Origin of the sequence: Paraburkholderia sp. BL6669N2 (assembly GCF_003387275.1) — a bacterium.
Taxonomy (GTDB): Bacteria; Pseudomonadota; Gammaproteobacteria; order Burkholderiales; family Burkholderiaceae; genus Paraburkholderia.
In genome coordinates this window covers 810,296-823,144 of sequence record NZ_QUNA01000001.1, presented here as the reverse complement: position 1 = coordinate 823,144, position 12,849 = coordinate 810,296, and the positions used below count along the sequence as shown (strand labels likewise).

The following is a 12,849-nucleotide window of genomic DNA, read 5'->3' as shown; positions in this document are numbered from 1 at the left end:
CATCGAGCATGATGTTTCGTAACGAGGCGTGCGGCCCGTCGGTGACGTGAATACACGAACGCCCTGGCCCCGAACCGGTTAGACAAGGAGAGCTCGCCATGGGTATGCGCCCAGATCCCACCTTTCATGCGTCACCGAAACTCGCAATGGATGCGCCCGCGGAAGAGTACGCGTACACGGTGCTTCTTAGCCCCGACTTCTCGCAGCCCGACGCGCTCGCCGTGATCGACGTGAAGCCCGGCTCGCCCACCTACAGCCAGGTGGTTCACACCGTGCCGGTGCCGTACAAGGGGGACGAGTTCCATCATTTCGGCTGGAATGCCTGCTCGTCGTCGCTTTCGCCGCTGACCGGCCACGCGTTCCTCGAACGGCGCTATCTGATCATTCCGGGCATGCGTTCATCACGCATCTACATCGTCGATACCCATCCGCATCCGACCCAGGCGAAGATTCACAAGATCATCGAGCCCGAAGAGATTTTCCGCAAAACCGGCTACTCGCGTCCGCATACCGTTCACTGCGGGCCCGAAGGGATTTACGTCAGCACGCTGGGCGGCGCAGGGGAAGATGGCACCGACGGGCCGCCGGGCATCTTCATCATGGATTGCGAAACGTTCGAGGTGCTGGGCCGCTGGGAGATCGATCGCGGGTCGCAGGAGAAGCACTACGATTTCTGGTGGAACCTGCCGCGCGACTATATGGTGTCGAGCGAATGGGCATTGCCGCCGCAGTTCGAGAACGGCATCGTCCCCGAAGATCTGCTGTCGAACCAATACGGGCACCGGATCCACTTCTGGGATCTGCGGGGCCGGCGCAACGTGCAGACGCTCGATCTCGGCGCGAACCATCAGATGGCGCTCGAAGTGCGGCCTGCGCACGATCCGAGCCGCGAGTACGGTTTTATCGGCGTGGTGGTCGATACGACGAATCTGGAAGGCTCGATCTGGACCTGGTGGCGCGAAGGTGGCGAGTTTCACATCGAGAAGACCGCCACCATTCCGCCCGAGCCCGCTGCCACCGAACAGTTGCCGCCGTTGCTGCAGGGTTTCGGCGCGGTGCCGCCGCTCGTTACGGACATCGACCTCTCCATCGACGACAAATTCCTCTACGTCGCCTGCTGGGGCACCGGCGAGATGCGCCAGTACGACGTGACGGAACCCCGCAAGCCGAAGCTCACCGGATCGGTTCATATCGGCGGGATCGCACGGCGCACGCCTCATACGAACGGCAAGAGCTTCGCGGGCGGTCCGCAAATGGTGGAGATCAGCCGCGACGGCAAGCGTGTCTACTGGACCAACTCGCTCTATTCGACGTGGGACAACCAGTTCTACCCGGACGGCGTGCCGGCGGCGCAGGTCATGGCGCGAGCCGAACCCGGCGGCGGCCTCGCGTTGGCCGATGACTATTGGGTAACGTTTCCGGAGGGCTACCGCGCTCATCAAATCCGGCTCGAAGGTGGAGACTGTTCGACCGATTCGTTCTGTTACCCGTCGGTGGGCGTTTGATTGGGGGAGGCTGGTCGCAGACCGGCCTGTGGCTGGCCATTCTGGCGAGCGGTCTCTATCACGGGATCAACCCGGCAATGGGATGGCCACTCGCCGTGTCGAGCGGTCTGATGGAGCGGCGCGCGCGGGCGTTGTTCGGCGCGCTCGTCTATCTCGCGGTCGGGCATGTGCTGGCCGTGTTACTGGTGATGCTGCCGTTCGCCATGTTGACCGTCCTGCTCGCCTGGCAACGCGCGATACAGGTCGGCGCCAGTCTGCTCGTGATCGGCTTCGGTGTGTTTCTGCTGATCCGGCGACGCCATCCGCGTGTCCTCGTGCGAATTCCGCCGTCACGGCTCACGCTGTGGTCGTTCGCCGTTGCCATTGCGCACGGCGCCGGACTGATGCTCGTACCGATCTACCTCGGGCTGTGTAGCGCTTATCAAATGGATCGAGGGCACCGAGCCGCGCAAACGCTGATCGAAGCGAATCTCGGCATGGCGCTGCTCGTCTCGGGAGTGCATGCCTGCGCGATGATGGTTGCCGGTGGTTTTCTGGCCTGGCTGGTTTATCGTTACCTCGGGTTGAAGTTCGTATCGCGGAGCTGGTTCAATCTCGATGCGGTGTGGGCGTTGAGTCTTGTTCTGGTTGGCGCGCTCTCGCTGGCGCTCAATGCAGCGGTGGTCGGCGAGGTGTGAGCGGCCCGTGTGTGGGTTTCTGCTGGCAGACCCTTTGTCTAACTTCCAACACAACGGGCCGGCGTGTACCGGCCCGTTGTATCGTCAGGTGCATATGGCGACGTTGAGCGATACCAGAAGCACCGCGTCGTCGATCACGCCGGTTTGATGAGCCCGAGTTGCCGCAGGGCGGTGACGCCGTCGTCGAGTCCGATTTCTTCGACGATCATGCCGTCCTTGAGCCGTAACACGGTCGTGCCGGTAAAGCGCATGGTCTGGCCAGTCGCTGCAGGCAACGATCCGATGAGGAAGTCGCGGAACGCCGGACCCGTATGTGTGCCGCCACCTTCCCAACGGCCGACGACATAGTCCCCCTCGGCGATGAGATCGGCGGCGCCCCAGAAGTTGAGGTCCGGGAATGCTTCGCGAAAGCCGCTCATGAAAGCCTTGATGTCCTCGCGGCCACGGCGCGGTTCGTGCAGTGAGTATTGAAGAAGCATGTCGGGCGCGGCGAGTTCGTCGACGATGTCGAGGTTGCAGGTCTTGCCCCAGAAGTCGGTAAACCAGCGGCCCACTACGGCCTTGTTGTCATCTTCCCTGGACATGGTGAATTCCTCATTGAATGTGGTTGAACGAGGGAAACGCCATCGCTGCCCTCTGTGATGAACAATATGGGCGCGGGCAGTCGGCCGCCTTCCGTTTCTTGCTGCAATACTCGCGTCGAACTCGGTTGCCGAGCGCGCGTTTCGCCGATGGCCGCGCGAACAGATTTCAAAGCGGCGTGGAATAGATCGCCATGGTGAAGCGTTGTATCGGCAGCCCGGATGAACCGGTCGCCTGCACAACGACAGGTTCGTCAACGCGCGTTTCGAGCTCAGCCGAAACCTGCGCCGCCTGAACCGCCGGCGGTTCCCGTCGACGTCACGCCGAGTGTTTGAAGAGAGGCGAGCCAGTCACAGGCTTTCACCGTTTCGAGTCAGAAGGAGCATCGCCATGATTCGTTTGTCACGCAGAACCCGCCATTCGATCAGCGTTATATGGCTGTCGGCCGTGGTCGCCACGTCGGCCGGCGCCGCGCCGATCGACCCACCCGATGGGCGCGCGCTCCTGAGCACGACCGCATCCGGCGTGCAGATTTACTCGTGCGAATACGATGCGAATCACGCGCTCGGCTGGGTGTTCCGCAGTCCGCGCGCAACCTTGTTCGACACGGCCGGGAACGCGGTGATCGAGCATTTGGCGGGACCCTCGTGGGAAGCCCGCGACGGCAGCCGGATCGTGGGTCGTGTTCTCGCGCAGATGCCGAGCGAAGCGCCGAACGGCGTGCCCCAGCTGTTGCTGGAAGCACGTTCCACGGGCGCGAAAGGCATGTTGAGCGACGTGCGTTACGTACAACGCACGAGATGACCGCAGGCGGCGTTGCGCCGACCGCGCCATGCACCGTCGAACATGCGACGGGCAGTTCGCCTTACATCGCCACTTATACTTTTTTCAAGTAGCAAGCGGCGACGGATATCGTGTGCGCGAGGCGGATCATTGGCGCGTTGTTTTCGAGCGGGCTGAGTTCGCAGGAGGAATCAGCCGCCAGGTCAGCAACACCACCAGACCGAAAGCGACGTATAGAAGCGTGAACACCCAGCCCGGCAAATCGTAGTAGAGCAGGCGACTCACCCAACGCTGGATGAAGCCTTGCGCGATTCCTTGCCCATCCAGCGAACCCGTACGCAGCCAGTCCTCGAGCGTCGTCAACGGGCAAGCGATACCCAGCAGCGACAGCGTGGCGACGATAACGATCGCTGACAGATGAACGAGCCGGAAAAGCCGCTGGCGTACCCACTTCCACCCAAGGGCCGAGCCCAGCCAGATCGCGACGAACCCGCACACGATGAACAACGCCAGCAGCGCGTGCACGACAAGCACCGCATCGGCCAGCCCCATCATGAGCGGCTAGCGCGTCTTCAGCGCCGGTGGCGCATCACTTCCCAGCAGTCGCGATGGTCCATCCGCCTGAGCTGCCGCCGCCTGCTCATCTCGCGCCAATAATGTCCGGCCACCAGCAGCATGGCGACGCCCAACCCGCATAGACCCACGACGATTCCCGCCGCTGATTCGGCCATGCAACACTCCTTGACAGTGAAACTGATCAAGCGATACGTGTCATTCGTCGTTCGGGATACGAGCGGCGGCTTTCAGAAATATCTGTCCGTCAGCGGTAATGAGCGGGCGTTGCTGCCCGGAAGCGAGGTCTTCCAGCGTGACGAGTTGGCGCTCCAGAAGCGCTTCCAGATCGGCACCGTCCAGACTCAGCAGATCCGGTGCATCCTTGAGCAACATAAGGGTCGCGAATTCGTGTGGACTGAGCATCGTTGTCTCCTGGCTGAGCTTGCTGCCTGGCTGGGAACCTGATCCGTTGACCTCGTGTTGCGAGCAGGATCAATTCGGGGTGTCGGCTGCGCGATGTCATCTTGCATCTGCACGGCATGTCGCGCGCCGAGGTGCCCATCTTAATGCTCAGGCCAGCGAAAGATCAACATGTGGGAAAGGCTTTTTTCGATCCGCTTTGCGTCATGGGTTCGTCAGCGCATACTTAATGCGTGCGACATCTGTCCTGACGAATAGCCTGGCAGCGCTTCCATACACCAGCCTCTCTACTCGAAGCGAGGCCCGTATGCCGGGCGCCGCGATCGAAACCTGAAGGAGACATCAGTTGACCACCTTCGTCCTACGTAACGGCGCGCTTCTCGATCCCACCCGTCCTGATCTGCTGGAAGGCTTCGAAGTTCTCATCGAGGATGGCTTCGTGCGCGAAGTGTCCGACAAGCCGATCAAAAGCAGCAACGCGCATGTGATCGACGTCAAAGGCAAAACGATCATGCCGGGTCTGATCGATCTGCACGTGCATGTCGTTGCGATCGAATTCAACTTGCCGCGCGTGGCGACGCTGCCCAATGTGCTCGTCACGCTGCGCGCCGTGCCGATCATGCGCGCGATGCTGCGGCGCGGTTTCACCACCGTGCGCGACGCGGGCGGAGCGGGCTATCCATTCAAGCAGGCGGTCGAGTCGGGGCTCATCGAAGGTCCGCGCCTTTTCGTCTCCGGCCGCGCGTTGAGCCAGACGGGCGGTCACGCCGATCCGCGCGCCCGCTCCGACTACATGCCGCCCGATGCCCCCTGCGGATGCTGCGTGCGGGTGGGCGCGCTCGGCCGCGTGGCGGACGGCGTGGATGAAGTGCGCCGCGCCGTGCGCGAGGAACTGCAGATGGGCGCGGACCAGATCAAGATCATGGCGTCGGGCGGGGTGGCTTCCCCTACAGATCCCGTCGGCGCATTTGGTTACTCGGAAGACGAGATCCGCGCCATCGTCGCCGAAGCACAGGGGCGCGGCACGTATGTGCTGGCGCACGCCTATACGCCCGCAGCGATCGCGCGCGCCGTGCGGTGCGGCGTGCGCACGATCGAACACGGCAATCTGATCGACGAGGAGACCGCACGCCTCGTCGCGGAGCACGGCGCGTATGTCGTGCCCACTCTCGTCACTTACGACGCGCTCGCCAGCGAAGGCGAGAAGTACGGACTGCCTCCGGCCAGCATCGCGAAGGTCGCGGACGTGCATGGCGCGGGTCTGCACTCGATCGAAATCATGAAGCGCGCCGGCGTGAAACTGGGCTTCGGCACGGACCTGCTCGGCGAGGCGCAGCGGCTGCAAAGCGATGAGTTCCGAATTCTGGCCGACGTCATGTCGCCGGCCGAGGTGATCGCGAGCGCGACGCTCGTCGGCGCGGAAGTGCTCGGCATGCAGGACAAGCTCGGCAGAATCATGCCGGGCGCGCATGCCGATCTGCTGGTGGTCGACGGCAATCCTTTGAAGTCCGTCGATTGCCTGTTAGGTCAGGGCGAGCATATTCCGCTCGTCATGAAGGACGGCCGGATCTTCGTCAACGAACTCGAAAGCGCCTGACCGTACCCGCGCGCGTGCGCACCGCCCCCGTGTCCTGATCGGAGCTTGCCCCATGTCGATGATTGCCGCCCGTATCGAGCGATTGCCGTTTTCAGGTTTTCACCGCCGTTTATTGCTGATGGGCGGCCTCGGCTACACCTTCGACGCGATGGATGCCGCCGTGCTCGCCTTCCTGCTGCCGGTGCTGCGCACGCAATGGGGCTTGACTAGCGTGCAGACCGGCGTGCTGGGAAGCGGTACGTTCATGGGCTATTTCTTCGGCGCGATGCTCGCGGGCATGCTCGGCGACATCATCGGCCGACGCAAGGTCATGATGTATGCGCTCGTGATCTACTGTGTCGCCTCGCTTGCCAGCGCGCTCGCGAACGACTGGGGCTTTTTTCTGGCGACGCGTATTGTCGCCGGGCTGGGGACGGGAGCGGAAAGCGCCATTGTCGCGCCGTTCCTCTCGGAGTTCGTGGCGCGGCGGTATCGCGGCAGCTTCACCGGCAGCCTCGCGGGATTTTTCTCGTTTGGCTTCGTGGCGGCTGCACTGCTCGGCTATCTGGTGATCCCGCTTGCACCCAACGCATGGCGCGCGGTCATGGTCATCACCGCACTGCCCATCGTGATGCTGCTCTGGTGGCGCCGCGCGTTACCCGAGTCGCCGCGCTGGCTCGAGGCACGCGACCGGCACGCGGAAGCCGATGCGATCGTGTCGCGCATGGAAGCGGAGGTGACGAAGGCCGGCGTGCGGTTGGAGCCACTGCCTGCCGTGCGCGAGGAAGCCGTTCCGCTCGCGGCCGGACGAGCCTCGATCATCGCCAACGTCAAGGCGTTATGGGCAGCGAAGCTCGCGCGCATCACGGCCATGACCTGGCTGATGTGGCTATCCATCACGTTCAGCTACTACGCGTTTTTCACGTGGATTCCCGGTTTGCTCGTTCAGAACGGAATGACCATCACGCGAAGCTTCTCGTATTCGCTCGTGATTTACATTGCGCAGATCCCGGGATATTTTTCGGGCGCGTGGCTCAACGAGAAGATCGGCCGGCAGGCGACGATTGCGTCGTACATGATCTTGGGCGGCATCTCGGCGCTCGGGCTTGCGTTGACCGGTACGGATACAGGCATCATGGTGTCGGGCATCCTGCTTTCGTTTTTCATGAACGGCACCTATGCCGGCGTTTATGCCTATACCCCGGAAGTGTTTCCCACCGACGTGCGCGCGACGGGCACCGGGCTCGCTTCGTCGATTGGCCGGCTGGGTGCGATCGCCGCGCCTATCCTCGTCGGATACGTCTATCCGCGTCTGGGTTTCGCCGGTGTGTTCGGGGCGACGACGCTGGTGCTGCTGATCGGCGCGCTGGCGGTGTTGCTCATGGGCGTGCCGACGCGCGGAAGATCGCTCGAAGACATTGCAGCAGGGCAGATCAATCCGTGAGAGAAAGCAGGCGGCTATCGCGACGACCAGTCCACCTGCGCGAAGCAGCTCGCGCGAATGCTCGAATCACAAAGGGCTGAACGCGCGGCACCGCGTCCAGCCCCGTGATGCACCCTCAAGCGCGGGTCGGCGCGACCGCCGTGCGCGGCCGCAGCGTCGCCATGATCAGATAGGTGCCGCCGCCGATCAGCACGCCGAAGAACCAGCCGTAGGTATTCCACCAGACCGGCAGCAGCGTGGTGAAGTTCGGCAGAAAGGTCGAAAACACGCTGCCGATCGCCGCCGCGATCAACGCGTTGACGTTCCAGCCGCCTTCGTAACGGTACTCGCCGTGCTCCTGATACAGCGCCGCCACGTTGATGTTGCCCTTGGCCACCAGATAGTAGTCGACCAGAATGATCCCCAGCAAAGGGCCCATCGTTGCGCCGATCGCGTTGACGAAGTGCGCGGCGTTGCCTTCCCACGGCGCGAACGGGTAGAGCACCAGCGCGATGGCCGCGGCAATGTAGCCGCCTCTCTTGAAACTGATCTGCCTGGGGAAAACGTTGGAGATGTCGAACGCGGCCGAGACGAAATTGGCGACCACGTTGATGCCCAGCGTGGCGACCGCGAAGGTCAGCGCGGCGATGAACGCCAGTACCCAGCTATCGAATTTGGCGGAGATCTGCTCGGGGTGCAGCAGCACCTCGCCATACACCTTGAAGGCGGCGATGGTGGTGATGCCGGCGACCAGCGAGAACGCGATCAGATTGACCGGCAGGCCCCACAGATTGCCTTTCTTCACGGCGTCGCGATTCTTCGCGTAGCGCGAGAAGTCGCAGAAGTTCAGGTACAGCGCCGCGAAGTAGGTGATCCAGGTCGCGCCCACCGCCATCAGCGCCCAGAACGAGCCGGGATCGCCGCTGACACCGGCGTCTCTGGTTTTATCGAGCAGCACGTCCATCGGAATGCCGTGCGAGAACGAGAAGCCGCCGGCCTTCACGCACAGCCCGATCGCCAGAATCAGCATCGCGACCCACACCGCCGGGCCGGCCCAGTCCTGGAACTTGCGCACTGTCTCCATGCCCTTCTGGATGATGAGCAGCTGCAGCGCCCAGATGACCACGTAGCAGATCACCTCCAGCGCCGAATGGCCGAGGAAGTGCGTGCCCTTGTAGAACGCCATCAGGCTGTCGTTGCGGATGAGCAGCGCGACCAGCGCGCCCGCCGCCGCGGCCGTCTGCGCGCCGTACCAGAAGCAGGCCACCACGGCGCGCACCAGCGCCGCGAGATTGGCGCCCCACACGCCGAATGAAGCACGCGCCAGTACCGGATAAGGTACGCCGGTCTTCTCGCCGGCGTAGCCGATCAGGTTCATCAACGCGTAGATCACCAGCGAGCCGATCCCGATCGCCAGCACGAAGTTCGTGAACGTGCCGCACAGCAGGAACAGGCTGGCGGCGAGGTAGTAGCCCCAGAGGCTGTGCACGTCCGAGGTCCAGACGTTGAAAATGCTGAAGGCACCCCAGTTGCGCACCCTTGAAGGGGCGAGATCTTCGTTGTAGAGGCCGGGCGAAGGGTCGCGGATTTCCATTTGTCATCTCCTTTGAGTTCGTGGAACTGAGGAAACGCCGCCGGAAGTCCCCGGGCGGCACTACCCCCGCGTCTGAAGCAGGCTCATATGCCAGAACTGTATGCAGTTTGCTGCGCGGGGCTGAATGGGTTAACCCTAAAACGAGGGGCATGCGGACGCAAACTCGCTGCCAGCGCCTGTCCCGCGACGATATGCGCGGAAGCGCACAGAGCGGGCCCGGACCCGGCGCTAGTCTGATCGATGGCGCAGAGAAGTCTGCGCCGACATCAGGGAGTCGCGCTGTCGCGCGCAATGCACGTTTACGCCATCAGGTGCCATCGATGCGTCTCCAGGCCGCCCACTACGCGTTGTTCCTTATCAGCGGATGCCTGTCTGTCCCGGACGCCCTGGCCGACGATGCCGCCGGCGTCGTCAAGACGGTCAAGGGCACGGTGCAGATCGAGCGGTCCGGCGCAAGTTCGGGCGCGGCGATCGGCAGCGAGGTGTATGGCAAGGATCGGATCGTGACCGGTCCGCAATCCTCCGTCGGCATCACGCTGCGCGACACCACCCAGCTCTCGGCCGGCGCCGATACCATTCTCGACCTCAATCAATTCGCCTTCAATACCACGACCCATGGCGGCGTGCTCGACGCTTCCGTTAAACGCGGTTCTCTCGCCGTGATATCCGGCAAGCTGGCGAAGGCGAATCCGGATGCCGTCCGGTTCAGCACGCCGACTACCACGCTCGGCGTGCGCGGCACCGAGTTCATCATCGAGGTCGGCGGTAAAGGGGAGGGCGCGCGTTGAAGGCCGCAATTCGACGTTACGGGCTGGCGTGGGCAGCGGCATGCGTCATGCTCGCTTCGCTGGCCGCGTGTAGTACTCCGGACAAAATTATTCTATTGCCGGATCCCGACGGCAAGGTCGGCGCGGTGGTGGTCCACAGCGCCACTGGAGAGCAGACCATCGACAAGGCTTACGCGGGCGTCGACGTCACGAAGGGCGGCAGCATCGAGACAACGGTGGATAGCCAGTCCACCGTGCAGGCACGCTACGGCGAACTGCTCGCGGCCCGGCCGCCGCGGCCCATGACATTCACGATCTATTTTCTGTTCGACTCCGCCACCGAATTGGCCCCGGAGTCGGCCGCCACCGTGCAGAAACTGAAAACCGTCCTCGCGACCTGGCCCGCGCCTCAGCTCGTGGTGGTCGGTCACACCGACCTGGCCGGGTCGCAGGAATTCAATGACAGACTGTCCATGCAGCGGGCGCAGACGGTTGCCGCGTTCCTGATCAAGCAAGGCATTCCCGCCCAACGGATCGAGACCGCGGCCAGTGGCAAGCGCGAGCCGCTGGTCCCCACGGCGGATGGGATGCCCCATCGCATGAACCGGCGCGCGGTCATCACCATCCAATGACCCGCGCCGGACCGCGTGTTCAATGGTCGTGCCGTCGATGAAACGCTACTTCGCCCCATGGGTTGCGCGGACCAGGCATCTGCTGAGGTCGGCCCAGGGGCGCCCGGTGGCACTGGCACTGTTGTTCGGCCTGAGCCTGCTCAATCTCACCAGCGAATGGCCGAGCGACATACCGCGCCCGGCTTTCGTCGACACGATCGACGAGACGCTGCCCGACTCTTTCAAAACCGCCCGGCAAATTCTGTTCGACCAGTATCAGCGTCACTACCCGCGGGTTCCGGCTGCGCAGCCCGTGACCATTGTGGAGATCGACGAGGAGACCCTGGCGAGCGTCGGTCAATGGCCGTGGCCGCGAGACCGACTCGCGACGCTGGTCGATACGATCGACGCACTGAAACCGCTGGCAATCGGCCTCGACATTTACATGCCCGAGCCGGATCAGACCTCGCCCGACAAGGTGGCCGCCGATCTGCCGAAATCGGCCGCGGCGCTGGCCGCCGGCTTGCGGGCGCTGCCGAGCCACGAAGCCATTCTCGCGCGCTCGTTGCGCGCGGCGCCGACCATACTGGGCGCCGCGCCGCTCGATCATGCCGGGTTTGCGGCCCGCACCGACATGCGCAGCGCGCCGATCCTCGTGCATGGCGCCGACCCGCTCGACTCGGTGCAACGCTACGACTATGTACTCGCCAGCTTGCCGGAATTGCAGGCGGCGGCTCACGGACAGGCGATGTTGAGCGTGGCGCTCGAGCAGGGCGTGGTGCGGCATATTCCGCTCGTCATGGGCTTGCGGGACAAGCTCGTCCCCAGCCTGCCGATGGAAATGCTGCGTCTTGCCACCGGATCATCCGCGATCGACGTCTTTGCCGACTCGTCGGGCGTGCAGGCGGTGGGCGTCGCGGACGTGCGGGTTCCCACGCAGCCCGGCGGCGACATCTGGCTGCATTTCGCGTCCATTCGCTCGACGCTCGGCCGCTATGTGTCGGCACGCGACGTCCTGCAAGGGAAGGTCGACCCCGACCGGATCCGCAACAAGCTGGTGCTCGTCGGCCTGACAGGTGCCGGCTTGACCGACATGCGCACGACGGCGCTGAGGGAACTGGTGCCGGGTATCGAGATTCAGGCGCAAGTGATCGAGACGATTGTCGAGGGACGGTTCCTGCGCCGGCCCACCTGGCTGAAATGGGCGGAAAGCGCCTTCATCATGACGTTCGGGCTGCTGATCATCTGGTATGTGCCGCGGCGTCAGTCGCGCTTCGCGGTGTTCATGCGGACCGTCCCGAAGGGATCCACCGTGCTGGGCTTGCTGCTGCACCTGCTGAATGTGTTGTGCTGCTTTCTGATTTTTATCCGCTTCGGGCTGCTGGTCGACGCGGCCTCGATTTTCATTATTCTGTCCGCCGTCATGGGCAGCTTTCTTACGCCCGCATTGCTTCATGCCGACGAACCAGTCAGATCGGAAACCGCGCCCGCGCAGGGGCGTGAAGAAGGCGGCGATCGCACCGGCAAAGCGCCGGAAGCTTGAGAGAGACTCTGATTGCAGTCGAAGCGCGCCCCCCTGAATGAGGTCGGGTTGCAGCACATCCGGCTGCAATTCTACGAGTCATCCAGGCGAGCACGAAACGTCATTATTCCATCGAATCGTGGCGACTGGGTGACGACACGCACTAAGCCGAGGCCGGCGAAATTCACGTTGCGCACGCGTGGCGAATCCGGGTCGCTACGCTGCAGCGCAACGAATCGAAGATCGTGGTTGCTGCGCTGGTGAGCGCGTAATCGATCCATGTTCCGCGCGTGGAACTCTTGCCGCTAATAACCGTATATACTGTTTATACCGTTAATTTTTTATAGGGATATTTTTATGAGCGCACCGAGCCTGAAGAAAGCAACGAAAAAGACTTTTCACTTCCCGAAGGGTGCCGACACGGCCCCCGAAACCACGCCCGAAACCGAGGGCAAGGTTGCCGAACCCATTGCGACCGTCGCGGTGAAAAAGAAGAGCGCGAGCGCGAAGAAAGTGTCGAAGGAGAAGAAGGTTGCCGCCGACGCAGCGGCGCCTGTCAAAGCAGCCGTGGCGGTCAAAGAAAAGCGCGCGAAAAAAGAGAAAGTCGTGCGCGACAGCTTCACCATGCCGAAATCGGATTACGACAAGATTGCTGCACTGAAACAGAAATGCCTGGAAGCCGGCGTGTCCGTGAAGAAGGGCGAAATCCTGCGTGCCGGATTGGTTCTGCTCGAATCCGCGGCACTGAAGCGTCTTCTCGCGGCCGTGTCCGCGGTGGAGCAGGTGAAGACCGGGCGCCCTGCGAAGTCGTAGGCTTCGGCGAGCGCCGGCTCG

At 63.1% G+C, this 12,849-nt stretch carries 13 protein-coding genes and 1 pseudogene; 9 read left to right on the top strand and 5 right to left on the bottom strand.

The genetic code is table 11. From position 1 onward, the window contains the following. Positions 1-98: 98 nt before the first annotated feature. On the top strand, positions 99-1,505 hold the full coding sequence (locus B0G80_RS03680; protein WP_106281335.1) for a selenium-binding protein SBP56-related protein: 1,407 nt from the start codon (positions 99-101) through the stop codon (positions 1,503-1,505). Further along, complete coding sequence (locus B0G80_RS03675; RefSeq protein WP_106281333.1) at positions 1,502-2,182, top strand: hypothetical protein; 681 nt, start codon at positions 1,502-1,504, stop codon at positions 2,180-2,182. The genes B0G80_RS03680 and B0G80_RS03675 overlap by 4 nt, the downstream gene beginning before the upstream one ends. Positions 2,183-2,316: 134 nt before the next feature. Here B0G80_RS03675 and B0G80_RS03670 read toward each other — a convergent pair whose 3' ends face one another. After that, positions 2,317-2,766 (bottom strand): ester cyclase, encoded by a 450-nt coding sequence (locus B0G80_RS03670; RefSeq protein ID WP_116117024.1) that lies wholly within the window; start codon positions 2,764-2,766, stop codon positions 2,317-2,319. A 388-nt stretch (positions 2,767-3,154) separates the two neighbouring features. Here B0G80_RS03670 and B0G80_RS03665 point away from each other — a divergent pair. Continuing rightward, a pseudogene (locus B0G80_RS03665) lies at positions 3,155-3,660 on the top strand (DUF3455 domain-containing protein). 34 nt (positions 3,661-3,694) lie between these two features. Here the strand turns inward: B0G80_RS03665 and B0G80_RS03660 are convergent. The 3 genes from B0G80_RS03660 to B0G80_RS03655 are packed head-to-tail and all read right to left on the bottom strand — an operon-like array spanning position 3,695 to position 4,525. Further along, entirely contained in the window at positions 3,695-4,102 is a 408-nt protein-coding gene (locus B0G80_RS03660; protein WP_116117023.1) for a DUF2784 domain-containing protein, read from the bottom strand. 17 nt (positions 4,103-4,119) lie between these two features. Then, positions 4,120-4,278, bottom strand: coding sequence for a hypothetical protein (locus B0G80_RS45670; protein WP_158608150.1), 159 nt, complete (start codon positions 4,276-4,278; stop codon positions 4,120-4,122). Positions 4,279-4,318: 40 nt separating this feature from the next. Then, positions 4,319-4,525: a hypothetical protein gene (locus B0G80_RS03655; protein ID WP_106281325.1), complete on the bottom strand. Its 207-nt coding sequence runs from the start codon at positions 4,523-4,525 to the stop codon at positions 4,319-4,321. Positions 4,526-4,868: 343 nt separating this feature from the next. Here B0G80_RS03655 and B0G80_RS03650 point away from each other — a divergent pair, with 343 nt between their 5' ends. Then, the gene (locus tag B0G80_RS03650; protein ID WP_116117022.1) at positions 4,869-6,119 is read left to right on the top strand and encodes an amidohydrolase family protein; all 1,251 of its coding nucleotides are present in this window, start codon (positions 4,869-4,871) and stop codon (positions 6,117-6,119) included. A gap of 52 nt (positions 6,120-6,171) precedes the next feature. After that, positions 6,172-7,542, top strand: a complete 1,371-nt coding sequence (locus B0G80_RS03645; protein WP_116117021.1) for an MFS transporter — start codon at positions 6,172-6,174, stop codon at positions 7,540-7,542. 115 nt (positions 7,543-7,657) lie between these two features. Here the strand turns inward: B0G80_RS03645 and B0G80_RS03640 are convergent, their stop codons facing one another. Then, on the bottom strand, positions 7,658-9,115 hold the full coding sequence (locus B0G80_RS03640; protein ID WP_116117020.1) for an NCS1 family nucleobase:cation symporter-1: 1,458 nt from the start codon (positions 9,113-9,115) through the stop codon (positions 7,658-7,660). Between the two features lie 320 nt (positions 9,116-9,435). On the opposite strand from B0G80_RS03640, the gene B0G80_RS03635 reads away from it, so the two are divergent. The 4 genes from B0G80_RS03635 (at position 9,436) to B0G80_RS03620 (ending at position 12,828) form a co-directional block, all read left to right on the top strand. Next, a complete protein-coding gene (locus B0G80_RS03635; protein WP_116117019.1) occupies positions 9,436-9,903 on the top strand; it encodes a FecR domain-containing protein in 468 nt (155 codons plus the stop codon). Positions 9,904-9,950: 47 nt separating this feature from the next. After that, positions 9,951-10,514, top strand: coding sequence for an OmpA family protein (locus B0G80_RS03630; RefSeq protein WP_116117018.1), 564 nt, complete (start codon positions 9,951-9,953; stop codon positions 10,512-10,514). Positions 10,515-10,620: 106 nt separating this feature from the next. Next, on the top strand, positions 10,621-12,036 hold the full coding sequence (locus tag B0G80_RS03625) for a CHASE2 domain-containing protein (protein ID WP_258878800.1): 1,416 nt from the start codon (positions 10,621-10,623) through the stop codon (positions 12,034-12,036). A 336-nt stretch (positions 12,037-12,372) separates the two neighbouring features. Next, a complete protein-coding gene (locus tag B0G80_RS03620; protein ID WP_116117016.1) occupies positions 12,373-12,828 on the top strand; it encodes a hypothetical protein in 456 nt (151 codons plus the stop codon). The last annotated feature ends 21 nt before the right edge of the window (positions 12,829-12,849 follow it).